This window comes from Methyloterricola oryzae (genome assembly GCF_000934725.1).
In the GTDB taxonomy this organism is placed as follows: Bacteria; Pseudomonadota; Gammaproteobacteria; order Methylococcales; family Methylococcaceae; genus Methyloterricola; species Methyloterricola oryzae.
In genome coordinates, this window is sequence record NZ_JYNS01000019.1 from 22,042 (window position 1) to 47,527 (window position 25,486).

At 62.7% G+C, this 25,486-nt stretch carries 23 protein-coding genes; 4 read left to right on the top strand and 19 right to left on the bottom strand.

The window, feature by feature from the left end; translation table 11 throughout:
• Positions 1–35: 35 nt before the first annotated feature.
• Positions 36–3,212: a PAS domain S-box protein gene (locus EK23_RS22080; RefSeq protein ID WP_052808332.1), complete on the bottom strand. Its 3,177-nt coding sequence runs from the start codon at positions 3,210–3,212 to the stop codon at positions 36–38.
• Between the two features lie 59 nt (positions 3,213–3,271).
• On the opposite strand from EK23_RS22080, the gene EK23_RS18300 reads away from it, so the two are divergent.
• The 4 genes from EK23_RS18300 (at position 3,272) to EK23_RS18315 (ending at position 8,276) form a co-directional block, all read left to right on the top strand.
• Positions 3,272–4,312, top strand: coding sequence for an acetylxylan esterase (locus EK23_RS18300; protein ID WP_235282198.1), 1,041 nt, complete (start codon positions 3,272–3,274; stop codon positions 4,310–4,312).
• Complete coding sequence (locus EK23_RS18305; protein WP_045226842.1) at positions 4,309–5,037, top strand: esterase family protein; 729 nt, start codon at positions 4,309–4,311, stop codon at positions 5,035–5,037. Before EK23_RS18300 ends, EK23_RS18305 begins: the two co-directional genes overlap by 4 nt.
• Before the next feature lie 90 nt (positions 5,038–5,127).
• Positions 5,128–5,535, top strand: coding sequence for a pyridoxamine 5'-phosphate oxidase family protein (locus tag EK23_RS18310; RefSeq protein WP_045226843.1), 408 nt, complete (start codon positions 5,128–5,130; stop codon positions 5,533–5,535).
• A gap of 125 nt (positions 5,536–5,660) precedes the next feature.
• Positions 5,661–8,276: a PAS domain S-box protein gene (locus EK23_RS18315; protein WP_045226844.1), complete on the top strand. Its 2,616-nt coding sequence runs from the start codon at positions 5,661–5,663 to the stop codon at positions 8,274–8,276.
• Positions 8,277–8,402: 126 nt separating this feature from the next.
• Here the strand turns inward: EK23_RS18315 and EK23_RS18320 are convergent, their stop codons facing one another.
• From EK23_RS18320 to nifD, 18 genes are all read right to left on the bottom strand, one after another.
• A complete protein-coding gene (locus EK23_RS18320; protein ID WP_052808333.1) occupies positions 8,403–8,813 on the bottom strand; it encodes a rhodanese-like domain-containing protein in 411 nt (136 codons plus the stop codon).
• Positions 8,814–8,890: 77 nt separating this feature from the next.
• On the bottom strand, positions 8,891–9,169 hold the full coding sequence (locus EK23_RS18325) for a PilZ domain-containing protein (RefSeq protein ID WP_045226845.1): 279 nt from the start codon (positions 9,167–9,169) through the stop codon (positions 8,891–8,893).
• Positions 9,170–9,323: 154 nt separating this feature from the next.
• On the bottom strand, positions 9,324–9,863 hold the full coding sequence (locus EK23_RS18330) for a flavodoxin (RefSeq protein ID WP_045226846.1): 540 nt from the start codon (positions 9,861–9,863) through the stop codon (positions 9,324–9,326).
• A 46-nt stretch (positions 9,864–9,909) separates the two neighbouring features.
• Positions 9,910–12,315, bottom strand: coding sequence for an endopeptidase La (gene lon / locus EK23_RS18335; protein WP_045226847.1), 2,406 nt, complete (start codon positions 12,313–12,315; stop codon positions 9,910–9,912).
• Positions 12,316–12,399: 84 nt separating this feature from the next.
• Positions 12,400–13,668, bottom strand: coding sequence for an ATP-dependent Clp protease ATP-binding subunit ClpX (gene clpX, locus EK23_RS18340; protein ID WP_045226848.1), 1,269 nt, complete (start codon positions 13,666–13,668; stop codon positions 12,400–12,402).
• 49 nt (positions 13,669–13,717) lie between these two features.
• On the bottom strand, positions 13,718–14,371 hold the full coding sequence (clpP, locus tag EK23_RS18345) for an ATP-dependent Clp endopeptidase proteolytic subunit ClpP (RefSeq protein WP_045226849.1): 654 nt from the start codon (positions 14,369–14,371) through the stop codon (positions 13,718–13,720).
• Between the two features lie 100 nt (positions 14,372–14,471).
• Positions 14,472–14,852 (bottom strand): Co2+/Mg2+ efflux facilitator ApaG/CorD, encoded by a 381-nt coding sequence (gene apaG / locus EK23_RS18350; RefSeq protein WP_045226850.1) that lies wholly within the window; start codon positions 14,850–14,852, stop codon positions 14,472–14,474.
• A 27-nt stretch (positions 14,853–14,879) separates the two neighbouring features.
• Positions 14,880–15,977, bottom strand: coding sequence for a CAF17-like 4Fe-4S cluster assembly/insertion protein YgfZ (ygfZ, locus tag EK23_RS18355; RefSeq protein ID WP_052808334.1), 1,098 nt, complete (start codon positions 15,975–15,977; stop codon positions 14,880–14,882).
• Entirely contained in the window at positions 15,956–16,564 is a 609-nt protein-coding gene (locus EK23_RS18360; RefSeq protein WP_045226852.1) for a nitrogen fixation protein NifQ, read from the bottom strand. The genes ygfZ and EK23_RS18360 overlap by 22 nt, the downstream gene beginning before the upstream one ends.
• Before the next feature lie 146 nt (positions 16,565–16,710).
• The gene (gene fdxB, locus EK23_RS18365; protein ID WP_045226853.1) at positions 16,711–17,019 is read right to left on the bottom strand and encodes a ferredoxin III, nif-specific; all 309 of its coding nucleotides are present in this window, start codon (positions 17,017–17,019) and stop codon (positions 16,711–16,713) included.
• 11 nt (positions 17,020–17,030) lie between these two features.
• A complete protein-coding gene (locus EK23_RS18370; protein ID WP_045226854.1) occupies positions 17,031–17,216 on the bottom strand; it encodes a CCE_0567 family metalloprotein in 186 nt (61 codons plus the stop codon).
• A 72-nt stretch (positions 17,217–17,288) separates the two neighbouring features.
• Positions 17,289–17,771, bottom strand: coding sequence for a NifX-associated nitrogen fixation protein (locus EK23_RS18375; RefSeq protein ID WP_045226855.1), 483 nt, complete (start codon positions 17,769–17,771; stop codon positions 17,289–17,291).
• Positions 17,764–18,189 carry a nitrogen fixation protein NifX gene (gene nifX / locus EK23_RS18380; protein WP_045226856.1) on the bottom strand — a complete coding sequence of 142 codons (426 nt, stop codon included), beginning with the start codon at positions 18,187–18,189 and terminating at the stop codon, positions 17,764–17,766. The genes EK23_RS18375 and nifX overlap by 8 nt, the downstream gene beginning before the upstream one ends.
• A 43-nt stretch (positions 18,190–18,232) precedes the next feature.
• Entirely contained in the window at positions 18,233–19,606 is a 1,374-nt protein-coding gene (gene nifN / locus EK23_RS18385; protein WP_045226857.1) for a nitrogenase iron-molybdenum cofactor biosynthesis protein NifN, read from the bottom strand.
• Positions 19,607–19,615: 9 nt separating this feature from the next.
• The gene (nifE, locus tag EK23_RS18390; protein WP_045226858.1) at positions 19,616–21,298 is read right to left on the bottom strand and encodes a nitrogenase iron-molybdenum cofactor biosynthesis protein NifE; all 1,683 of its coding nucleotides are present in this window, start codon (positions 21,296–21,298) and stop codon (positions 19,616–19,618) included.
• A 496-nt stretch (positions 21,299–21,794) separates the two neighbouring features.
• Positions 21,795–22,160 (bottom strand): 2Fe-2S iron-sulfur cluster-binding protein, encoded by a 366-nt coding sequence (locus tag EK23_RS18395; protein WP_045226859.1) that lies wholly within the window; start codon positions 22,158–22,160, stop codon positions 21,795–21,797.
• A 122-nt stretch (positions 22,161–22,282) separates the two neighbouring features.
• The gene (nifK, locus tag EK23_RS18400) at positions 22,283–23,842 is read right to left on the bottom strand and encodes a nitrogenase molybdenum-iron protein subunit beta (protein ID WP_045226860.1); all 1,560 of its coding nucleotides are present in this window, start codon (positions 23,840–23,842) and stop codon (positions 22,283–22,285) included.
• A 100-nt stretch (positions 23,843–23,942) separates the two neighbouring features.
• On the bottom strand, positions 23,943–25,403 hold the full coding sequence (nifD, locus tag EK23_RS18405; RefSeq protein WP_045226861.1) for a nitrogenase molybdenum-iron protein alpha chain: 1,461 nt from the start codon (positions 25,401–25,403) through the stop codon (positions 23,943–23,945).
• Positions 25,404–25,486 lie beyond the last annotated feature (83 nt).

Here is a 25,486-nt window from a genome sequence, read left to right on the forward strand (position 1 = left end):
CGTCCGCACACTGCCCGGAACCACGCCAATATCGCCTAAGACGAGCCTGCGTGATGCTCCGGTTCCCACAGCTCGAAACGGTTCTTGCCGCTCTGCTTGGCACGGTACATGGCCGCGTCGGCCAGCCGCAGCAACCGGTCCGCATCGCGCTCGTCCAGGGGAAAGAAGCTCACGCCGATGCTCATGCCCAGGGAGATAGGCTGGCCCTTGACGGTGAAAGGCTGGCAGATCGCGGCGATCATGCGCTCCAGCGTGGATGTGCAGGCATCGGCTTGATCAAGGTCGAGCAGCAGCACCACAAATTCGTCACCGCCCAGCCGGGCCACGGTATCGTCGGCGCGAATGATGGCGGAAACGCGTTGCGCCACTTCGATCAACACCTGGTCGCCCGCATCATGCCCATGGGTGTCATTGATGGGTTTGAAACCGTCGAGGTCGAGGTAGCATACCGCCACCACGCTCTGTTCACGTTCCGACCGGGTCAGGGCCAGCTTCATGCGATCGGCCAGCAGGACGCGGTTGGGAATCCCCGTCAGGGCGTCATAATAGGCGACCCGGCTGAGGGCAGCTTCATTAGCCTTGAAATGGGTGATGTCGGAGAAGACACCCACATAGCGTTGCACTGAGCCATCCTCGCCGCGGATGGCGGAGATCGATAGCAGTTCCGCATGTACCTCGCCATTCTTGCGCCGGTTCCAGATCTCGCCGCGCCAAGCATCGTTCTTCGTGATGGATTCCCACATCGCCGCGTGGAACTCCCGGCTGTGCCGTCCGGAACTGAGGAAGCCCGGATCGCGGCCCAGAGCTTCTTCGCGGCTGTAGCCCGTGACATGTTCAAATGCCGGGTTGACATCGATGATGCGGTTGGCCGCATCGGCGATGAGGATGGCCTCCTGGGTGGTTTCGAACACGCTGGCGGTCAGGCGCAGGTTTTCCTCGTTGCGCTTGCGCTCGGTGATGTCGAAGCAGGAACCGATATAGCCCTCGAAAACCCCGTCCGCGCTTAAGCGCGGGGCCCCTTTGTCGACGATCCAGCGGTAGGCGCCGTCATACCGCCTGAGCCGGTATTCCATGGTGAAGGGCTCGCGGCGATCGAAATGGGAGACATAGGTTCCGTAACAGCGCTGCACATCGTCCGGGTGCACACCCTCCTTCCAGCCATCGCCCCATTCCTGCTGCAGCGTACGGCCGGTGAAATCCAGCCACACCTTGTTGAACCAGGTGCAGCGTTTGTCCGGCCCGGCCACCCAGATCAGCGCCTGCGCCGACTCCGACACGAAGCGGAAGTGCGCCTCGCTCTGCTGCAGCTTCATCTCGGCTTCCTTGCGCCGGGTGATGTCGCTCCAGATGGACGAAAAATAGCGCCTGCCGCGAATGACGATGGGCCGGCTGCTGACCTGGGCAGGCCGAAGTGAACCGTCCTTGCGCCGGTGGAAGGTCTCGATCAGGAGCGGCTCGCCGGTGGCCTGGGCCTCATCCAGTATCCGGCGCAGTTGCGCTGCGTCGAACTGCGCCTGCACATCGCAGAGAGTCAGGCGCGCGAATTCGTCCCGCGTATAGCCCAGGGTCTCGTGGGCCATCCGGTTGAACTCGACGAACTGCATGGTTTCGCTGTCGACCAGCAAGATGGAGTCCGCCGCCTGGTTCACGATGCTGCTGAAGATTTCCTCGCGTTCGCGCAGGGCGGCTTCGGCTCGCTTGAGGTCGGTGATGTCTACATTAGTTCCCAGCATCCGCACAGGAACACCGTCCCGATCGCGGAACAGCCTGGCCACGGCTTTGATATGCCGAACCTCTCCGTCCGGCCAGACCACCCGGAACTCGGTGTCAAAAGGCTTCTCGCCCTTGGCCGCGGCCTTGAGCTCGCATACGCCCCGAGCCAAGTCGTCGGGATGCAGGGCGGCCCGCCAGGCTTCCTCCGTCCCGTCGAAATCCTCACGCCGAATGCGATAAAGGGCATACATCGAGTCGTCCCAGATCAGCTTATGGGTTTGGGGATTCCAGTCCCAGATGCCCACCCCGTTGTGCCGGGTGGCCAGCGCCAGACGTTCCTGATTTTCTCTCAGCTCCTGCTCGGCGCGTTTGCGCTCGGAGATATCCTCCACAATCGACCAGATGTAGTCCTTGCCCTGATCATCCCGAAACAACACGCCGCTGAAGCGCAGGGGAACCCGGGCGCCATCCTTGCGAACATATTCCTTTTCGTAAGGGCCGTAGTAGCCCTCGCGCTCCAGCCGCCGCAGCTGCTCGGCCTCCTGCTCTGCGTATTCCTTGGGTGTCAGGGCCCAGTAATCCAACGCGTTCAGTTCTTCCCGGGTGTAGCCGCAAATGCGGCGGAAGGCTTCATTGAATTCCAGGTAACGCCCTTGCTTGTCGGTCAGGGCGAAGCCCATGGGGGAGTGCTCGAACAGGCCCCTCAGTTGCTCATGGCTGGCCATGAAACCGATATCCCGCGAACGCGGCCCGCTGATCTCGCGCGCGATGCCCAGCACGCCGATCAGTCTCCCGGCGCCATCGCGCATCGGCGCTCTCTCGACATCCAGGGTTGCGCTGCCACCCTCGGCGGCGCAACGGCTCCAAGTTTCCTCACAACGGATGGCGCCGGTTTCCAGAGCGAGACGCTCCTCTTGACTCAAGCCGCCAGCCTGCAAGCAGCCGTCTGCCGCCATGAACCGCAGGTAGCGCGCGTTGCGAGCCAGATAAGCACCGTCCATATCCTTGAGCCAGACCAGATGCGGCAGGGCATCGAGCATGCCCCGCAGGGCATCCGAGCCGATTCCCAGCGTCCTTTCCATCAGTCCGGACACCAGGGCGCGAATCAGGTCATATTCGCTGGCCAGCCAAAGCGCATCGCCTACCTGATCGACCAGGAGCAGATAGGGGAGATCGCAGCGCAGCCCAAGCTGAAAGGCATCCAGCACGCCGATGCTGGCAGGGACCCTGAGCGGCAGGGCGGACATGAGTTCGCCGATGGTTGTTTGCGGCGCGTGCCCGGAAGGTGCGGCTTGCAAGATGGCCCGCTCGGTGACGATCCCCACGGGCGTGTTCGACTCATCGGTCACCACCAGCGCGGTGCGACGCAGTTCCCTCATCGCTTCCGCCGCGTGAGTGCAGGCAGTGGAGGCCTGCAGACAGATCGCCCGGGCCAGGTGCTGCGTCAGCAGGCTAGCGACGTGCTGCGAAGCACAGGAAGAATGGGCGCGCTGTTCCATGTCCAAAATCCATAACCCTGTTGTGAGACAGGGCAATTATGATACTTATAGGATCATCCGTGTGGCCCAAGTTCAACTGGGCGGAGATTACGCCCGCCCGGACCTCTCATCCCGAGGCTAAACAGCAGGACATCAGACCGCAGCGTCCCATGCCCATCCGTCACCCGTTCCCCTTCGACCCCACCTACGGCTACAGCCTATCCGACCTTCTGGCTGTGGTTCCGCCCGGCGAGCCGTCGCACTTCGCGCCCTTCTGGCTGAACCGCTACCGCCAGGCCATTGCGGTCGACCCCAGCCCCGTTGTCACCGGCGACGGCAGATTTGGCCATTTCGAGCTCCGGGACATCAGCTACCGGTCCACCGATGGCTTCAGCATCGGTGGCTGGCTTTTGGTTCCGGGCAATCAGCCCGTGCGCCGCGGCCTGGTGGTCGGTCATGGCTATGGCGGACGCGACGGGCCGGATGCCGAACTGCCCCTGTCCGATGCGGCCTATCTCTTTCCCTGCTTCCGCGGCTTGGCCCGCAGCCGCAGGAGCGGGATCTCGGACAATCCGGCCTATCACGTACTGCACGACATCCAGGACCGGGAACGCTACATCCTGGGCGGCTGCGTCGAGGACCTGTGGACCGGCGTCTCCGCCCTGCTTGCACTGTTTCCGGAAATCCGCGGCCACATCGGGTACGCAGGCATCAGTTTCGGCGGCGGCATCGGCGCCCTCGCTCTGGCCTTTGAGCAGCGGGTCGCGCGCGGCCATCTCAACGTTCCCACCTTCGGCCACCAGGCGCTGCGCCTCAGCCTGCCCACCCTCGGCAGCGGCGAAGCGGTGCGCCGCTTCGAGGCTGAACACGGTCATTTAATGGACACATTGCGCTACTATGATGCGGCTTCGGCGGCACGGCACATAGCCTGCCCCATGCACGTGGCCGCAGCCCGCTTCGACCCCTGCGTGGCGCCGCCGGGCCAATTCGCCATCTACAAGGCGATAAGTTCAGCCAAGGAACTGTATGTCCTGGAAGCGGGCCATTTCGACCACCCCGGACGCCCGGCCGACGAAATCGAATTGAACCGCCGCCTGCGCCGTTTTTTTCAGCCTTTATGAAAAGAGAATACCATCGCTGGTACAGCCACCGCCTGGGACGGGACATGGAACTCCTGGTGTTCGGACACGCCGGCGCCAAAGTGCTGGTGTTTCCCACGCGGGACGGCCGCTTTCACGAATACGAGGACATCGGCCTGGTCGGAAGCCTGGCCCACAAGCTGGAAGCCGGCCAGCTGCAGTTGTTCTGCGTGGACAGCCTCGATCACGAGAGCTTTTACTGTTTCTGGCGCCACCCGGCAGACCGCATCCGCCGCCATATGCAATTCGAGGACTATATCCTCAACGAGGTGCTGCCGCTCATGGCCGCCCTCAACTCCCACCCGTGCACCATCGCCCATGGCGTCAGTCTGGGAGCCTTCCACGCCGTCAACCTCGCCTTCCGCCACCCGCATCTTTTCCGCAAGGTGTGCGCCTTTTCCGGACGCTACGACCTCACCATGGCGGTGGAATGCTTCGGCAACCAGTTCGATGGCTATTACGACGAGAACATCTACTTCCACACCCCCAGCCATTTCCTGCCGAATCTGGAATGTCCTCAGCGCCTGGGCCAGTTGCGCAACCTGGACATCGTGCTGACCATCGGCGAGCACGACCCTTTTCTCGACAACAACCAGGGACTCAGCCACACCCTCTGGCTCAAAGGCATAAGCCACCGGCTGCATATCTGGCACGGGCGCGCCCATCGGGGTTCGGCCTGGCGCAAGATGGCGCCGCTGTACGTCTGAAGCCCGCGCCCCGCGCGGCGGGGAAGCTGGACTTCGCCAGCCGACGGAGTATCGTGAAGCGGAACTGCACGATGCCTCCGGAGCAAAGCCATGCTGACACCCGCCATGAAACAAGCCATCAGCCGGGCCGAGTATTTCCCCCTGGCCACCGCCACACCGGCGGGCGTACCCAATGTGGTGCCCATCCGCTACCTGAGTGTCGCCGGTGACGACCGGCTCTGGATCACCGACAACTACCTGCTCAAGACCCTGGACAATCTGCGAGGCAATCCGCAGGCGTCGGTGTTCGTCTGGTCGGCGGACCCCAAGCTCGCTTTCCAGATCAAGGGAACTGTAGAAATCTTAACGGAAGGGGCGGATTACGAGCGCATGAAAGCGGAGGTCCGCAACCAAAGACCCGACCTGCCCGCCAGGGCGCTGGTGGTGCTCCACATCGCCGAAATCTATGAGTGCCTGCCAGGGCCGGATGCCGGCAAGCGGCTGTTTCCCGCAGCCTGAGGTGCCAGAGCCCCACAGGAGCCGCGACGGCGCGCCGCGCGCCTGTCCGGCCGCCATCTTGCCCAGTACGGCCCGCATCTGCTTCAATGATCCGGTCCAGCGACGGAGAATTGCGGGATCGGGCAATGACGGCTAACACCTTGCTGCACGGGGTACTGAACACCCTCGAAGAGGGCATCCTGCTGCTGGACCGGGCAGGCACGGTGCGTTTCGCCAACACCGCCGCACTGGGCCTGCTCGGCGTGGAGCCGGAGGAATTGCTCGGACAATGCGCCTTTGACACCTTCGCCTCCGGCGGCCTGGCGGAATCCCTGCGTTCGGACCTGGCGACCGAGATCCGTCACGCCGCGGAAGGCGCCTTGTTCCTGCGCAAGAACCGCCCTCCGCTTTCCGTCGACTACGTCCTGGAATTCCTTCCCGCCAACGGCGACGAGGTGCACGCGCTGCTGCGTTTCCATACCGCCGTGCTGCCCGCCGACTCCTGCGACAGCGCCCTAAAGACCAGCGAAGCACGCCTGCGCGTCATCCTCGACACCATCGCCGACGCGGTGGTGGCAACCGACCAGAAAGGCAGCATCCAGCTCTTCAATCCGGCCGCGGAAAAGCTGTTCGGCTACCGCCGCGACGAGGTGATCGGCTGCAATGTGAGGATGCTGATGCCCTCGCCGGACCATGAACGGCACGACGAGTACATCGCCAACTATCTGCGCACCGGGGTCCGCAAGATCATCGGCACCGGACGGGAAGTGACCGGCAAGCGGCACGACGGCATTCTGTTCCCCTTGTATCTCTCGATCGGCGAGACGGCCATCGGCGGCAACCGCATGTTCGTCGCCGTGCTCCACGACCTGACCCAGCGCAAGCGCCAGGAGGCGCAATTGACGACCTTGTCCAGCGCGGTGGAGCAAAGCCCCAACGCCGTACTGATCATCGACGCCAAGGGCAGGATCGAGTACGTCAATCCCGGCTATTGCCGCATCACCGGCTACAGCCAGGAGGAAATGCGCGGCAGGACCCCGGATATTCTCTGTGCTGATTGCACGCCGGAGCCGGTGTACCTGGAACTGTGGGAGTGCCTGGAACAGGGACGCCTGTGGCTGGGCGAAATCGAAGGCCACAAGAAGAATGGCGAGAGCTACTGGGCGCTGCAGACCGTCTCGCCCATCCGCAACGAGGAAGGCGAGATCACCCAGTTCCTCGCCATCCAGCAGGACATAACGGAGATCAAGAAGGACAAGGAAGCCTTGCAGGAAAGCGAGGAGCGCTTCCGCCAGATCGCCGAGATGGCCGGCGAATGGCTGTGGGAACAGGACCCGGAAGGACGCTACATCTACAGCAGTTCGGCGGTGGAGGCGATCCTGGGCTACACGCCGGAAGAGATACTGGGCAAGGTCTACCTGGATCTGCTGACGCCGAAGGACAAGGCGCACTGGAATGCCGAGCTGGAACCGCTGCCAAACGTGCACCGCCGCTTCTCACACCTGGTCAACCGCTATCGCCACAAGGACGGGCGCGAGATCTTCACCGAATCCTCAGGCGAACCGGTGTTTGGGAGCAACGGCAAGCTGATCAAGTGGCGCGGGGTCGACCACGACGTCACCGGCCGCAAGCACTACGAGGATGCCCTGCGCCTGCGCGACCGCGCCATCGAAGCGGCCAGCGTGGGCATCGAGATCGCGGACGCGCGCGAGCCGGGTTATCCCAATATCTATGTGAACCCAGCCCTCTCGCGCATCACCGGCTACGCTCGGGAGGAGTTGCTGGGCCGCAGCCTGCGCATGCTGCAGGGGCCTGACACCGACCCGGCGGCGGTGCGGGAGATCGCCGAATCGGTGCGCGCCGGGGGCCATTGCGAGGTTGTGCTGAAAAACTACCGCAAGGACGGGACGCCGTTCTGGAATTCGCTGCTCATCGCCCCGGTGCACGATGATGCCGGCCAGTTGACCCATTACATCGGCGTGCAAACAGACGTGACGGAACTGCGGCGGGCCTCCGAGGAGCGCCACGAACTGGAGATCGCAAAACAGATCCAGTTGTCGCTGTTGCCCAAACACCCCCTGCAGGCGGGTGGCCTCGCAGTGGCGGGAGCCTGCATTCCCGCCAGCCACGTGGGCGGCGACTACTTTGACTATTTCTTCGCCGGCAGCAACCTCGATGTGGTCATCGCCGATGTATCCGGCCACAGCGTCGGCGCGGCGCTGATCATGGCGGAGGCGCGCAGCGCCCTCAAGGCGGCCATCCGACAGGCCACCGAGAACCGCAGCAGCCTGGGTGCGGGCACCATGCTGTGCGCCCTGAACGACCTGCTGCACGAGGACCTGAATGGCGCGGACCTGTTCATCAGCATGTTCTATGTCAGCTTCGATCCCGGCCGCCGCCTGCTGCGCTATGCCAACGCCGGCCACAACCGGCCGTTGCTGCAACGCCAGGGCAATCCGAGCTGCCGCGAACTGGACGCGGAAGGGATGATTTTCGGCGTGCTCAAGAACACGGTATTCGAGGAACGGATCGAGCAACTGCAAGCCGGCGACCGGTTGCTGCTGTATACCGATGGACTCACCGAGGCGCAGAATCCCGCCGGGGAATTCTTCGGCGTGGGCAGGTTGTGCTCGGCCTTCGCGGAGCTCAGGAACGAACCGCCGCAGATCGTGATCCAGCGGCTGTTGGAGGAGATGCGCAGCTTCTGCGGAGACGACACCTTTGCCGACGATGTGACGCTCGTGGTGCTTAGCGTGAACTGATAGGTTGCGAAAGAATCTACTGTGCGTCCCGATTGCTACGATTTTTCACAACCTCTGCGGCAAAAGTGGAGGCAGGGCCCGTCGAAGACCGCGGGCCGCCTCAGGAGAAACGGAATGTGACCCGCATCACTGCACGGGCAGGCCCGCGCTGCGCCAGGCGTGCTCGCCGCCCTCCAGGTTGGTCAGATCGCGGTAACCCATCTCGTGCAGGGTGCGCGCGGCGGCGTTTCCCATGGGGCCGCCCTCGCAATACAAGTAGATGGGCGTGTTCTTGTCCTTGGGCAACCGGTCCTGGTACTTGGCAACCTGATCGTAGGGGATGTATTCGTCCGTGCCCGGGATGTGCCGCTGCTCCGGCGTGTGCACGTCCACCAGAAAGATGTCCTGGGTCCGCATGAGCTGGTTCAAGTCCGCCGGCGAGATGGTCTTGAGGTAATCGGGCCGCGAGAAATTGCAGGCGGAGGTCAGAAGCAAGAGGGCGAGCACGGGCAGGATCCGGGCCGCCACCCTGTTATGGTCGTGCGTGTGGATGGGCATGCTGTGCTCCCGGCAATGTTGCGCTTTCAGGGGCGAGCATCTTGCGCGCGGCCGGCAAACAGGTCAAGCCATGCAGATCATGATGCGCTCTCCTCGTCATCGGACGGATCGAAGCGCAGGGCGAACTCGTTCGATCGCACTCTGACGACAGTGCCCTGCAGCAGTGGTGCATCCTCCAGCGAACTCACCTGAACGCTCACCTGATCGCCGACCGCAAAGGGACATCCCAGAAACTCAATGAGGACACCGCCCTCCGAAACGTCCACGGTGCGGGCGGACGCGGTGCCAAATCGGGCATGGCTGACGGTGACTTCCGTCGAAACGGGAATACGTGGATGCGCGCGCTGTTCTACCATGGACGCCCTGTCGTCGAGAAATCTCCGACAAAACTTAGACGTTTATGCGCTTCTTGAACAGCGGCGCGAACACAATGACGGGTTCTCAGGGAAAAATCCGTCGGGGCGCGGTGGCATGAAGGAATGCGGCACCGCCCCCTCGCGGTTGATGCAATCAGGCAACGGCCAGCAATTCCGCCTTGACCTCTTCCAGCCAGGCGTCGAGGCGCTCGTCGGTCTGATCGCTCTGGTTTTCGTGGTCGATGACCAAGCCGACGAACTGGTCATCGACGATGGCGTTGGACTTCTCGAAGGTGTAGCCGTCGGTCGGCCAGAATCCCACTACCTTGGCGCCACCCTCGATGGCCACGTCATACAGGAAGATGAGCGCGTCCACGAACTCGTGACCATAACCCTCCTGGTCGCCCAGGCCGAACAGGGCGATCACCTTGCCGCTGAGGTCCTTGCCCTTCAACTTGGGCAGGAACTCCGCCCAACTCTCGTCACTGGCGCCCGCATCCAGGCCCGGCAGTTCGCCATCGCCCAGGGTGGGCGTGCCCAGGATCAGGGCGTTGTACTTGAGCAGATCGTCCACGCTGGCTTTCTTCACGTCCACCGGCGCATCGGCGTCCTCGCCCAGTTTCTTGGCGATGGACTTGGCCACGCGGCGCGTGTTGCCGGTGTCGGAGCCGAAAAAGATACCAATTTTGCTCATAAGGTTGTGTCCTCGATGATGTTGTTTTATTGAAGTTGACAGGGGATCAGTGCGCCATGGGCGAAGCGGTGGCGTCGCTCTCGACCGCCAGGGGCGCATCCAGGGCTTCCGGCATGCGCTGCAGCGCGATGTTCAACACCTCGTCGATCCAGCGCACCGGCACGATATTGAGGCCCTGCTTGACGTTGCGCGGGATATCCACCAGGTCCCGCGCGTTCTCCTTAGGGATCAGCACCGTGTCGATGCCGCCCCGGTGCGCCGCCAGCAGCTTCTCCTTGAGGCCACCAATGGGCAGCACCTCGCCGCGCAAGGTGATCTCGCCGGTCATTGCCACGTCGGAGCGCACCGGGATCCTGGTCAGCGCCGAGACCAGGGCGGTGCACATGCCGATGCCGGCGCTGGGACCATCCTTGGGGGTCGCGCCCTCCGGCACGTGAATGTGCACGTCCTGTTTCTCATAGAAGTTGGGCGCGATGCCCAATTCCTCCGAACGCGTCCGGGCGACGGTCATGGCGGTCCGGATGGATTCCTGCATCACATCGCCCAACTTGCCGGTATAGGTCTGTTTGCCAGAACCCGGCATGATGGCCGTCTCGATGGTGAGCAACTCGCCGCCCACCTCGGTCCAGGCCAGCCCCGTGACCTGTCCCACCTGGTCGTTCTCCTCGGCGCGGCCATACCGGAAGCGCTGCACCCCCAGGTACTGCTCCAGATTGCGGTGAGTGACCAGCACTCGCTTGGTGCTGGGCTTGAGCAGCAGGTTCTTCACCACCTTGCGGCAGATCTTGGCGATCTCGCGCTCAAGGCTGCGCACGCCCGCCTCGCGGGTGTAGTAACGGATGATGTCGCGCACGGCCGTTTCGGTGATCTGGATCTCCCCGTCCCGAAGGCCGTTGTCGCGGATCTGCTTGGGGGCCAGATAGCGCAGGGCGATGTTGATCTTCTCATCCTCGGTGTAGCCGGCGATGCGGATCACCTCCATGCGGTCCAGCAAGGGCCCCGGGATGTTCATGGTGTTGGCGGTGCACAGGAACATCACCTCGGACAGGTCGAAGTCCACCTCCAGATAATGATCGTTGAAGGTATGGTTCTGCGCCGGGTCCAGCACCTCGAGCAGGGCCGAGGCGGGATCGCCGCGGAAATCCATCGCCATCTTGTCGATCTCGTCCAACAGGAACAGCGGATTGCGCGTCTTCACCTTGGACAGGTTCTGCACGATCTTGCCCGGTAGCGCGCCGATGTAGGTGCGGCGGTGGCCGCGGATCTCGGCCTCGTCACGCACGCCGCCCAGGGCCATGCGCACATACTTGCGGTTGGTGGCGCGGGCGATGGATTGCCCCAGGGAGGTCTTTCCCACGCCGGGCGGTCCCACCAGGCAGAGAATGGGGCCCTTCATGTTCTTCACGCGCTGCTGCACCGCGAGATACTCGAGGATGCGTTCCTTGACCTTGTCCAGGCCATAGTGCTCGGCTTCCAGGATCTCCTCGGCCTTCTTCAGATCGAAGCTCACCTTGCTGCGCTTCTTCCAGGGCACGCTGACCATCCAGTCCAGGTAGTTGCGCACCACCGTGGCTTCCGCCGACATGGGCGACATCAGCTTGAGCTTGTTCAACTCGGTCTCGGCCTTGGTCCGCGCCGCCTTGGGCATGCCGGCCTTGTCCACCTTGCGCCGCAGTTCCTCGAGTTCGTTGGGCGCCTCGTCCAGGTCCCCCAACTCCTTCTGGATGGCTTTCATCTGCTCGTTGAGGTAGTACTCGCGCTGATTCTTGCCCATCTGTTCCTTGACCCGGCCCCGAATGCGCTTCTCCATCTCCATCAGGTCGGACTGACCCTCCATCAACCCGATCAGCTTCTCGAAGCGGGCCACCACATCGGTCATCGCCAGGATCGACTGCTTGTCCTCCAGCTTGCTGCTCAAGTGGCCGGCGATGGTATCCACCAGGCGCACCGGGTCGTCGATGCCCGCGATCGAATTGAGTACTTCCGGCGATGCCCGCTGATCCAGCTTCACATAGTGGTCGAAGGCGTTGACGGCGGCGCGCATGAGCGCCTCGACCTCCTGCTCGCTGCGCGTCATCCCTTCTGTCAAAGGAACAATGTCCGCCACGTAGTGGTTGCCATCCAGTTCGACATTTGTCAGCCGGCAGCGCCGATTGCCTTCCACCAGCAGCTTGACGGTGCCGTCCGGCAGCTTGAGCAACTGCAGGATGCTGGAGACGGTGCCCACGTCGAAGAGATCTTCGATGGCAGGATCGTCCACTTCGCCGTTGCGCTGCGCCACCAGCAAAATCTGCTTGTTGTTCATCATGGCCTGATCCAGGGCCTCGATGGACTTGTCGCGCCCGATGAACAGGGGAATAACCATGTGGGGATAAACCACCACGTCGCGCAGGGGCAGCACCGGCACCTTGCGGTCATCCAGAGTCGGTTTTTCGAGGGTTTCTGTGGTCATATTGGAAGCCTTATGTCATGGGCCAAAGGTGGTTCGTCCTGAGAGGCCGCTCCCGCTGCGGGGCGGTACAGATTCCCAACGCATTCAAGCCGACGCGCATTGCTTCTCGTCGTTGCGGTAGATCATCAGGGGCTGCGCCTCGCCCTTGATAACCCGCTCGTCCACCACGACTTTGTTCACGAGGTCTTCCGAGGGCAGGTCGTACATGGTGTCCAGCAAGGCGTGCTCGATGATGGTGCGCAGGCCGCGCGCGCCGGTCTTGCGTTCCAGGGCGCGCTGCGCAATGAGCTTCAGCGCCTCGGGGCGGAACTCCAGTTCGCAGTCCTCCATCTCGAACAGCCGGCCATACTGCTTGACCAGGGCATTCTTGGGCTCGGTAAGGATCTGCACCAAAGCGTCCTCGTCCAGTTCCTCCAGGGTCGCGAGCACCGGGAGGCGGCCGACGAATTCCGGAATCAGGCCATAGCGGATCAGGTCCTCGGCCTCGACGCCCGCCAGGATCTCGCCCACGTTGGCGCGTTCGTCCTTGGACTTCACCTCGGCGGAGAAACCGATGCCGCCCTTCTCGGCGCGGGAGCGGATGGTCTTCTCCAGCCCGGCGAAGGCGCCGCCGCAGATGAACAGGATGTTGGCGGTATTCACCTGCACCAATTCCTGCTGCGGATGCTTGCGTCCGCCCTGGGGCGGAACCGAGGCAATGGTGCCCTCGATCAGCTTGAGCAAAGCCTGCTGCACACCTTCGCCCGACACATCGCGGGTGATCGAGGGGTTGTCGGACTTGCGCGCGATCTTGTCGATCTCGTCGATGTAGACGATGCTGGACTCGGCCTTCTCCACGTCCCAGTCGCACTTCTGCAGGATCTTCTGGATGATGCTCTCCACGTCCTCCCCCACGTAGCCTGCCTCGGTCAGGGTGGTGGCGTCGGCGATGGTGAAGGGCACGTCCAGCACCCGGGCCAAAGTTTCCGCCAGCAGGGTCTTGCCCGAACCGGTGGGCCCTACCAGCAGGATGTTGCTCTTGGCCAGTTCCACGTCGCTCTTGCGGCCCTGGGCACGCAGTCGCTTGTAGTGGTTGTAGACCGCCACCGCCAGGATGCGCTTGGCGCGGTCCTGACCGATCACGTACTCATCCAGCACGCCCTTGATTTCCTTGGGCTTGGGCAGACTGCCTGCCACTTCCGCCGCCTTGCCGTCGAGTTCCTCACGGATGATGTCGTTGCAAAGCTCGACGCATTCGTCGCACACGAACACCGCGGGCCCTGCGATGAGTTTCTTCACCTCGTGCTGGCTCTTGCCGCAGAAGGAGCAGTAAAGCGTCTTGCCGGAATCTTTGCCGCCTTTGTCTTCACTCATGGTCTTGGCTCCTCAGTGCGTCAATCGGAATTGGGGAACAGGTGTTGCCCTAGGCTTCGGCGGCTGCCGCCTCGCGGCTGGTCAACACCTTGTCGATAAGGCCGTAGGCAGCGGCGTCCTGTCCGCTCATGAAGTTGTCGCGATCTGTATCCACCTGAATGCGCTCCAGGGGCTGGCCGGTGTGGTGGGCCAGGATATGATTGAGCCGGTCCCGGGTGGCGAGAATTTCGCGGGCATGGATGTCAATGTCGCTAGCCTGGCCCTGGAAGCCGCCCAGGGGCTGGTGGATCATCACGCGCGAATGGGGCAGCGAATAGCGCTTGCCCGCCGCGCCACCGGCCAGCAGCAGTGCGCCCATGCTGGCCGCCTGGCCGATGCACAGGGTGCTGACGTCAGGCTTGATGAACTGCATGGTGTCGTAGATGGCCAGCCCCGCCGTCACCAAGCCCCCCGGGGAATTGATGTAGAGATGGATGTCCTTGTCGGGGTTTTCCGACTCCAGGAACAGCAACTGGGCGATGACCAGGTTGGCCATGTAGTCTTCCACCTGGCCCACCAGGAAGATGACCCGCTCCTTGAGCAGGCGCGAATAGATGTCGAAGGCGCGCTCGCCGCGAGCGGACTGTTCGATGACCACCGGCACCAGGCCTCCGGCGGCGCGGGTCTGATAAGGCGTGTTGTCGCTAAGGTTCGTTATGTTCATCAGCTCTTCTTGGATTGTTCCGTCGGACGCCGCGGCTTTCATAGCCCAGGGGAGGTAAGACTCCCCGCAGGCGGGGCGGCCCTACGATCCGGCCTTTGCCTCAATGGAGCCTGCGCGGAATCGACAGACTGAATGCGGCGATCGGCGCCTCGAACGGGACACCGTCATCGGCCAGCATCTGGTAGCTGCCGTGCATGCTTCCCACAGGCGTGGCGATGGTGGCGGCGCTGGTGTATTCAAAAGCCTCGCCGGGGCGCAGGTAAGGGTGCTCGCCCACCACGCCCTCGCCCACCACTTCCACGACCTTGCCATTGGCGTCGGTAATCACCCAACGCCGCCCCAGCAGTTTCGCGGGAATAGTGCCGTTGTTCTTCATGGTCACGGTATAGGCGAAGGTGTAGCGCTCCGCATCGGGGTGGGATTCCTCGCCCAGATAAACGGTTCTGACCTCGACCTGCAATGACCGCGCTTTGCTTCTCATCGTTTGCCTCGTTCTCTGGTTATATCCTCAGGCGCCAGCCAACGGCTCGACATCCGCAAATTCCAGGGCGGGACCTTCGGGGCTGCCCACGCGGATCGCGCCACCAGCCGTCCTCTGCTCGATCACGACCACCGCGAGCACAGCGCTGCGGCCGGGTTCCTGCGTTGCCGCCGAGAGCACCATGCCGACGCTCTCGCTGGTGCCGGTTCCATACAACTTGGTGCCAGGTTCCGGGGGTGAATCGGCAGCCACGCTGGCGGAATACATGCGACGCTTGAGCTGCCCGCGGTATTGCAGTCGCGCCACCACCTCCTGGCCGGGGTAGCAGCCCTTCTTGAAACTCAGGCCACCGAGGGCCTCCAGATCCAGCATCTGCGGGATGAATTCGCCACTGGTCTCCGGCAACAGCATGGGAACCCCCGCAAGGATATCCAGCAAGTCCCATGCCGCTTTCCCTACAGGCCGTGCGGATTTGACCGTGTCGCCCCACAAGGCCTGCATGAGGTCGGCCGGGCCCAGCGCCAGCCAGCGCGGCTGCCCCGCCGCGGGTAAGGACAGAAAGGTGCAACCGCCCAATTCGACCGTCTCACCGCGCACCACAGGCAACGCCGCGCCCAAGATTGAGGCAAGGCGTTCGCCCAGCTCCGCGCCGGAAAGGCCCAGGCGCACCAAGTTGGCGCTGGCGTCGCTGATGCCGGCCTTGGTACGCAGCAGGAACTGCTTGAGGCGCGCCACGGTGGTAGCCATCTGGGTCTTGGGCAGCAGCAGGTAATAAGCGTCCCCGCGGATGAAGAGCCAGAAGGTGGCGAGCATCCTGCCCTTGCCGTCGCACCAACTGGTGAACTGGCCCTGGCCCGGCGTCACCTGCTTCACCTCGCCGGTGAAGAGGCTGCCCAGGAACTTCTGGGCCTCGGGACCTTCGACGCAGATCAGCCCGAAATGGGACAGGTCAGCCAGCACGCCAGCAGCACGCGCCTCCGCGAGTTCCGCCACCGCGTCTACATAACTGACCACCGCCCCCGCCTCGAAGACGGCGCCCGCCTGCTCCAGACTGGCGCACCAGGCCTCGGGCGCCTCCAGGGCCGGCAGGGTTTCAATCATCGCTATCGCTTCTCCGGCTGCCATGCGCCATCCTCCTCCGGGCCAAAACAATTGGCGTATTCACTGCAAACGGCACAACTCGGCGAGCGGCAGACGAAGGACCCGTTCCGCTCGCACAGCTGCTTGTAAAAGAACTTCTTCCAGCGCATGCCTCCGGTATTGCGGGCATGCAGCTCCGGGAAATGCGCCTGCAACAGTTCCGACAGGGCTTGCCGGGTGGGCAGCCCCATGTCCTGCCACAAATGGTCATCGCCCATGCAGCAGGCGGTGATGGCGTAGGCCAGCCAGCGGGTCTGCTCGCTCCCGTCGCCCCGGTACTGCAGGAGCAGGCTCAGCAGGTCCTCGAACTCGTCGAATCCGCGCGCGCCGCCGGAAGCCAGGGAAGCGCGGAACGCCGGCGTGATGTAGGTGCTGCGAGCGCCAGGAAAATAAGCGTCCAACAGCGCGCTGAACTCGGCGAGATCCAGGCCGAAGCCGCCCTTGCCCGGCATGCGCGAGGAACTGCGGGCCAGTCCTATGGCGGATGCAAAGGCCAGGGTGACCGGATCGGCGGGATCCCGGGCATGGATCAACAGCGGGTCATAGCTGACATAATCATTTCTGGCCAACATGATTGTGCTCGCGGTGTTGTGGAATCTGGTCGGGAACCGCCGCGGCGCCGTCCTAAAGACGGCGCCGCAGCATGACGGCTAGGCGGCGGAGCTGGCTCTGGGAGCGAGCGGAAGGCCGCCGTGCCGAAGGTGTCGGGTGCCGGGAATCAGGCCGCGACCGCCCCGTGGGTGTAGCACTGCTTCGGGCAGATCTTGGCGCAGGCTTCGCAACCGACGCAGTTGTCCACGTTGGCGATGGACATCACCTTCTTGTCGTACTCGTCCTCGTCATCCTCGTCGTCCATGCTGAGCTGCACCATCTCGCCGTCCTCGTTCATCCCCACCATGTTGAGGACCTCGCGGCCACAGACCTTGTAGCAGCGGCCGCAGCCGATGCACTTGTCCTGATTGATCTCGCTGACGAACTGGGGTACCCAGACCTTGCCTCCGGGGAGGACTACGCTGAATTCGCTCATGACGGCTGCTCCTAGGCGCTGGCTTTACGAAAGGCATCCAGATCGCGGTATGCCTCGAATGCTTTCTGCGCAACCTCGGGGATCTTCTCCCAGCCGGTGGGCAGATCTTCGGCCAGATCGTGCAGGTCCATCTTCAGGGCGGTGGCCTGCGCGTTGAGCTTTTTCAGCTTGGCCTTGACGTCTTCTTCCCCAGACATGGTGTTACCTCTCGTGAACGTGTTGGGTGATTGGGGGGTTACAGTCTCTCGGTGCCGGGCGCGTTACCGGCTTTAGCCGTAATTCGCCACCGCCGGATAGGTCTCGATCATCTGCAGGGCCGCGGCCACGGCCTTCTCGCCTTCCTCCGCCAGTTTCTCCATGCTGGGAAAACCGAAGCGGTGGACGTCGCGCAACTGCTTGTTCAGCACGATCAAGCGTCCGGCGATGAGGATCTGGCGGCCGAATCCCTCATGGGACATCTTCATCATGGGCGAAACCATGATGCCGCTGGCGCGCTCGATGGACAGGCCGATGGCGTTGTAATACAACTCCATGCGCCACAGGGTTTCCGGGTCCGGGTCCCCGATGATGGGGATTTCCTTGCGCTTCTCCTTGGTCAGGATGTACGGCTCGAGCAAATCCTCGTCGCTCTTGCCTTCCCAGGCGCCATAGGAATCCTGGGCGCGCCACTGCTTGACCAGTTCCTTGACGAACACCGACTCCATGGGCGATGCGGTGGGTGCGGCTTCCACCGCGACAGCTGCTTCAGGCATGTTTCACCTCTTCTTCATCTTCAAAATCGAATTCGCGTTCTTCGCCCTTGTTGTCCTTGGCCAGCACTTTGCGCAACCAGGGCGGGGGCGTGCCCTTGAGGACTCCCTGCAGCTTTTCCAGCAGGTCGACGATGGGCTCGGGCTGGGGCACTTTCATGGGATGGATGCCGAGGGCCACCACGCGGGCCGCGCCGGAGCCGCCAATCGCCGCCACGTAGAGGATGGCGCAATCGCCGATGGCCTCCAGCTTGGGCGCCAGCTTGTCCTCATTGCCGTCCTCCTGCAGGTCGCCCTCGAACTGGACGGCCTCGATGAAACGGTAGCTGTCGGCGGACAGCTCGTAGATCGCGATGTTCTTGGCCCAGCCGAAATGGGCGTCGACCCGCTGCAGATCCTGTGTAGCAAATGCCACTTTCATACTGCCTCCGAGAAAGAGTGAATCGTTGGTCGCATCCTGCGGCTTAATGAGCCGTAACCGCCGTCTCGCCAGCATGGCCATTGCTCTCCGATAATGCCCAGGTGTCGGGCGTGGGTTCATGGCCGTCGGCGATGAACATATTGGCGATCTCGAAGATCAGATCGCGTGTGCCGCGGTAGCCGACGATGGTCTGGTGCGCCGCGCCCAGGCGGTCGAACATGGGGATGCCGATGCGGTAGAAAGGAATCTTCAGTCGCTCGGCCGCCTGCCGCCCGTGGGAATGGGTGACCAGGAGATTGCAGTCCTTGGCCCGCGCTTCCAGGTCCTCCAGATCGCCGATCAGAACTTCCTCAGTGGGAACCTGCTCCAGCAAGGGCGAGCCCGTGGTGGTCACGGCGGCGGTGACATGCGAGCCCATCTCGGTGATCCATTGGCTCAAGGTCCAGAGCAGATCGGGCTCGGCGCCGATGGCGATTTTCTTGCCGCCGAAATGGAAGTGCCCGTCCAGCATGGCGTCCACCAACTGGCTGCGCTGACGCTTGATCTTGTTGGGCACCGGCCTGTCGCTGAGCTGCGCGCAGAGGCTGATGAAGCGGTCGTTGACTTCCAGCCCGGTGAGCCGGTCGAACAGGGTGAAGGGCACGCCGGTCTTCTTTTCCATGGCGAGGGCGGCATCGCGCATCTGCTCGCCGATCGCGATGGTGTGCTGCGACAGGCCCATGGCCGCGATCTCGTCCAGGGAAATGCCACCGATGGTGGTGGGGGTGAAATCGTCCGGCACGTGGCCGTCCAGGGAACCGGACAGATCCGGCAGTATCACCGCTTCCAGTCCGAAGCCGTCGAGGATGTCGCGCAGTTCATCCAGGTCGCCCGGCGTCAGGTGCGCCCCCGGCAGGATGTTGACCTTGCCCGGTTCTCGCGCCGCGTCGGCGGGTTGGGCATCCACCAATTGCTCGATCATCTTGGTGACGGTCTTGGCCCAGCCGTCCTGGAAGGCGTCCTTGAAATCCGGCGTGGACACATACACCAGCTTGATGTGGTCCAGTTCCGGGTGCTTCTCGCGGATGAGCTTCAAATAGCCGTCCACGTCATCGCCCTTGGTCTCGGTGACGCCGGTGGACGAAATGCCGATGATCGAGGGCTTCTGCCGGTTGGCAATGGTGACGATGGCCTGCTCCACGTTCTCCAGACCACCGAGCACCGTGGCGACTTCGCTCATGGCGGTGGTCTGCAGGGGAATGGCCTCCTTGAAGTGGCGCACGAACAGCACCAGGCCGAAGGAGGTGCACCCCTGGGAACCGTGGAACAGGGGCATGCAGTTCTTGATACCCATGTAGGCCAGCGCGCTGCCGATGGGCTGGCTCATCTTGAGCGGATTGACCGCGCAGGCCTTGCTGGAACTGGTGACTTTGGCCATGGTGTTGTCTCAGGCCGCCTGTTGCGCGGGCGCAGGCTCCGCGGCGGGATTCCAGTGATCCTGGGTTTCCAGGATCTTCTCCAGCTTGCCGGCGCAGGACCCGCAGCCGGTGCCGGCGCCGGTGGCAGCCGAGATGGCATCGACGGTGGCGAGACCCTGCGCCACGATGGCGTCCTCGATGGCGCCGCGGTTCACCGTCTTGCACTTGCAGACAGGGGCGGACCGGCGCTTTTCCCGCGCCAGGGCTGGGTCGGCAGCGATGGCCGCGACCTCGGCGGCAATGGCAGCGTCCGCCCTTTCCTCCCAGGTCTGCTCTTCCCAAGGGGCGCGCAGGCGCACCTGCTCCCACACCGGATTGGACAGCGCCTTGTCGATTTCCTTCACCAGGGCGACCATGCCCACATAGCCCATGTAGGCGTGGTGCCGTTCCTGATTGATGTCCAGCCAAGGCATCTTGGCCTTCAGCGCGACGAACTGCGATCGGCCGCCGGAGAGCATGATGTCCGCCTTGGCGTCCTTCAGCATCTTGTACATTTCGCGAGGGCTCATGTCATCGATCATGTGGGCGTCTTCCCCCATGATCTCCTTGATGCGCTCCTTGTCTTCCTTGGTGGATTTCTTCACGCTGGTGCCTACCAGTTCCATGCCGCCTTCCTGCAGGGCGGCCACCACGGACCAGGACTTCACGCCGCCGGTGATGAGCAGCACTTTCTTGCCGGTCAGGCGCTTCTTGTACACTTCGATGCCGGCCCAGGCCTTGGCTTCCTCGCGGGCGATCAAGGCCTCGGTGCGGTCCATCAATTCGGGATCGGCGCCCTTTTCGATCAGCAGGCGCGAGATTTCCCTCAATGCTTCACTGGTATCCTGGATGCCGTAGAAAGAGCCCTCGAAGAAGGGGATGTCGTAGCGCTCCTCCATCTTGCGGGCAATGTTGATCATGGATTTCGAGCACACCATCATGGCGGCCTTGGCGCGGTGGGAAGACGCCACGTCCTTGTACTTGGCATCGCCGGAGATGCAGCAAAGGATGCGGATGCCCAGTTCGTCCAGCAGGGGCTTGACCTGCCACAACTCGCCGGAGAGGTTGTACTCGCCGATGATGTTGATGTCGTAAGGCGTGGTGTACTCAGGCTCTTCGGTGCCGATCACATGATCCAGGATGGCCTCGCCCGCCAGCTTGTTGCCGAGGTTCTTGGGGCCGACGAAGCCGGGGGAGTTCACCGGGATCACCGGCTTGCCGAACTTCTTGCTGGCCGCCTTGCACACCGCGTCGATATCGTCGCCGATCATGGCGGGGACGCAAGTCTGGTAGACGAACACCGCGGGCGGGTCGTATTTCTCGATGATTTCCTTGACCGACTTGTACAAGCGCTTCTCACCGCCGAACACCACGTCAGTTTCATTGATGTCGGTGGTGAAGCCGGTGCGCCAGAGGTTGGAACCGGAGGACTTGGAACCGCGGTTGTCCCAGGAGTTGCCTTCGCAGGCGATGGGCCCGTGCACCAGATGCGCTACGTCAGTGATGGGCTGTAGCGCGATCTTCGCTCCATCAAAGGCGCAGCCGCCGGCGGCGCCACCCGGCTGCAATTGCTTGGTGCAGCCTTTCTTGCGCTCCTTCTCCGACTTGCCCTGGTTCTTGCCGCAACCGGGCTCGTTGAAGACTTCCTGGATCTTGCTGGATACGCTGCTCATGCCCAATCTCCGCGATGACTTTGTACTGACGACGACGGTCGGGTGATGGGAACCGCCGGTCGTGCAGGGTCTGGTGATTGTTTAGCAAGCCCTGTGCCCAAGCCCTATCCCATTGAATCAATTGATGGCTTTTAGCGAAGCCAAGCCCCATGGGCTGTAGGGTTAAGAACAATGAGCGGGGCGCTTGTAGGGAAGCGGACAAGCCCGATGCACCAAGACATGGCGTGATCGGGAACAGGCCCAAGCGTGCCCTTCAACTGACCGGACCAAAGAAGGCTTCTTCGCTCCTTCCCCCTGACAGGGGGAAGGCTGGGATGGGGGTAGGCCGCCAGGAAGAAGCACCGTCGAAGTTCACTCCCGCCTTCAAGGCCCGCCCCCCCACCCTGCCCTCCCCCTCAAAAGGAGGAGGGGGCGGCCCAGCCAATAAAAAAGCGCCGGCAAGCACCCGAGCAGTGCTCACCGGCGCCTGAAAATGTAGAAGCGTCGTTGCCAGGTCTCAGACCACGCCGGGCTCGCCGCTGAATTTCACCAGCACGTCTTCATCGCGCACGATGTACTGGCAGGCCAGCCGGTACTTGGGCGGCTTGTCGCTAACGACAGCGGCCTCGATCTCCGCCTTGGTGAGTTTGCCCGCCGCCAGCAGGGTCGCCCTTTCCTTCTCGGTCAGGGATTGCGCCATGAACGGCTTGTTCAGCTCGCTCACTTCGATGACGCAGGAACCGCAATCGCCGTCCTCGCATTCGAAGGGAACCGGAATCTTGTTTTGCTTCGCAACCTTCAGCAGGGTATGGGTGTCACCCGCCGTGGCATAGACGGTGACGTCCTTGGGAAGCAGCGGGCTGGAAAAAGTGACGTTGCCCATGATGTTTTGTCCTCTAAATGGAAGGGCCGGTTTGAAGCCGGCCCCGGTACAACAGTGGTTTCCCGAACGCCCGCCCCGCAAGAGCCGGAAAAGCTCTCGCGCGGCGGAGACATTCCGAGAACTTAGCGGATGATGTCGTAGCTGTAGTCGGTCTTCGCCGGGATGATGGTGTTGGCGTCGATCGCCTCGAAGATACGGTCGAGGATCCACACCAGCACGTTCAGGCCGCCCTGGTAACCCCACACCGGATAACGGTGCTTGTGGTGACGATCGAAGATCGGGAAGCCGATGCGGATCAGCGGGGTTCCCGTATCACGCTCCAGGTACTTGCCATAGGTGTTGCCGATCAGGAAGTCGACCGGATCGGTGAACAGCAGGGAGCGCATGTGCCACAGGTCCTTGCCCGGGTACGCCTTGCAGTTCTTGCCGAAGGGCGAGGAATCGAACAGCGCCTGCATCTTCTTTTCCCAGGCCTTGCCGCCGTTGGTGGCCAGCACGTGGATGGGCTCGGCGCCCAGTTCCATCAGGAAGGCCGCCAGGCCGTAGCACAGATCCGGATCGCCGTAGATGGCGAACTTCTGGCCGTGGATGTGGGCGGTGGAGTCCGCAATGGCGTCCACCAGGCGACCGCGCTCCTTCTCCAGTTCCGCCGGGATCGGCTTGCCAGTGATGCGCGAGATCTCCATCAGCAGCTGGTCGGTACCGGCCACGCCGATGGGGTGGTTGAGGGCAACCACTTCCTGGCCGTGCTCGGCGATGAAGGGCAGGGTCTTCTCCGTGCAGTATTCCTGCATGGAGATGGTGGCCTTGGCGTGCAGCGCGTTGGCAGCCTCTTCCAGGGTGGTGCCGCCGTCGTACATGCGGAAGACGCCATCGGTCGGGGTGTCGAACACGTCGCTGTTGTCGCACAGGATCGTGTAATCGACGCCGAACAGACCAAAGATGCGCTTGATCTCGCGCAGGTTGCCGACGGTGTAGCCGTCGAAGCCGCCGATGAAGTTGATCGACTCGTTGGGCTCACGCACCATGGGCGGAACCGTGCCGGCCTTGCCGTCCCAGAAGTGCTGGAAGATACCCTTCATGACATTGTCGTAGCCGGTGATATGGCTGCCGACGAAGGCCGGGGTATGGGCGAAGGGCACGTCGTACTCGGCCGGGATGGAACCTTTTTCCTTCGAGGTCTTGATGAAGGCATTGAGGTCGTCGCCGATCACTTCCGCCATACAGGTGGTGGAGACGGAAATCATCTTCGGCTTGTACATGTTGTACGCATTGGCCAGGCCGTCAATCATGTTGTTCAGGCCGCCGAACACCGCCGCATCCTCGGTCATGGAGGAGGACACGCAGGAGGTGGGCTCCTTGAAATGACGGCTGAAGTGCGAGCGGTAATACGCTACGCAGCCCTGCGAACCGTGCACGAAGGGCAGGGTGCCCTCGAAGCCGACCGCCGCGAACACGGCGCCCAGCGGCTGACAAGCCTTCGCCGGGTTGACCACCAGGGCCTCGCGGGCGAAGTTCTTCTCTTTGTACTCTTCGGTCTTGGCCCATTCGCGGACTTCGGCAACCTGCTCGTCCGGGGGCATGAACTCGAATTCCTTACGCTTGTTCTCGAACAGCTCTACGTATTCCGGTTCACGGAACAGGTTGAAGTGGTCAAGGACTTTCTCTGCATTCTGACTCATGGCTTAGCTCCAAAATTTCGGGGGTAGGGTGCGCACGCGGGCGCACCGGTACTCGAGATCAATGGTGCGACGCGGCGCACCCTACTTCCGTTCGGCCCGCTTAGGCGGCCGACTTCCAGGGAGTCTTGGCCAGGCCCCACACCGGGTTGTTGATGGCCATGTCCATGTCACGGGCGAAGATGGCGAAGCCGTCATAGCCGTGATAAGGACCCGAATAATCCCAGGAGTGCATCTGGCGGAAAGGCACGCCCATTTTCTGGAAAACGTACTTCTCCTTGATGCCGGACCCGACCAGGTCGGGCTGGATCTTCTCGACGAACTTCTCGAACTCGAAGCCGGTCACGTCGTCGTAGATCAGGGTGCCGTCCTTGACGTAGTGGGTGGTGCGCTGGTAATCGTCGTTGTGGCCGAACTCGTAGCCGGTGCCGACGATTTCCATGCCCAGGTCCTCGTAGGCGCCGATCACGTGACGGGGACGCAGGCCGCCCACGTACAGCATGACCTTCTTGCCTTCCAGGCGCGGACGGTACTTGTCGATCACCGCCTGCATCAGGGGCTCGTACTTGGCAATGACGCGCTCGGCGCCTTCCTTGATCTTGTCGTCGAAGTAGCCGGCGATCTTGCGCAGGGACTCTGCGATCTTGGTCGGGCCGAAGAAGTTGTACTCCACCCACGGCACCCCGTACTTCTCTTCCAGGTGACGGGAGATGTAGTTCATGGAGCGGTAACAGTGCAGCACGTTCAGCTTGGCCTTCGGGGTGTTCTCCAACTCGGCCAGGGAGCCGTCGCCGGACCACTGGGCGATCACGCGCAGGCCCATTTCCTCCAGCAGGATGCGGGAAGACCAGGCGTCGCCGCCGATGTTGTAGTCGCCGATGATGGCCACGTCGTACGGGGTGGTCTTGAACTCGGGGTGCTTGTCGCCGCCCTTGTCGAAGACCCAGTCACGCACGGCGTCGTTGGCGATGTGGTGGCCCAGGGACTGGGACACGCCGCGGAAACCTTCGCAGCGCACCGGCACGATGGTCTTGCCTTCGTACTCCTTGGACTTCTTCTTGGAAACCGCCTCGATGTCGTCGCCGATGAGGCCGATCGGGCACTCGGACTGAACGGTGATGCCGTGATTCAGGGGGAACAGCTCCTGAATCTCGTCGATGATCTTCTCCAGCTTCTTGTCGCCGCCGAAGACGATGTCCTTCTCCTGGAAATCGGAGGTGAACTGCATGGTGACGAAGGTGTCGATGCCGGTGGTGCCGATGTAGTAGTTCCGGCGCGACGCCCAGGAATACTGGCCGCAGCCCACGGGGCCGTGGCTGATGTGGATCATGTCCTTGATGGGGCCCCAGACCACGCCCTTGGAACCGGCGTAGGCGCAACCACGGATGGTCATGACGCCCGGGATGGACTTGACGTTGGACTTGGTACCGCAGTCTGCCTTGCCGGCCTCGTACTGATTAAGGTGCTTCGCACGGCGCTTGGCCGTCTTGTCGGGGTAAATTTCAAGGACCTCCTTGATGAGTTCCTTGTTACGCTCTTTCACTTGCTCAATGGTGAGGCTCATTGCTCTCTCCTGCTCCAATTACAAAAAACAAGGCATACAAAACTGCGGCTTGAAACGCGGGGCGCGCTGAACGGCGCCCCGCA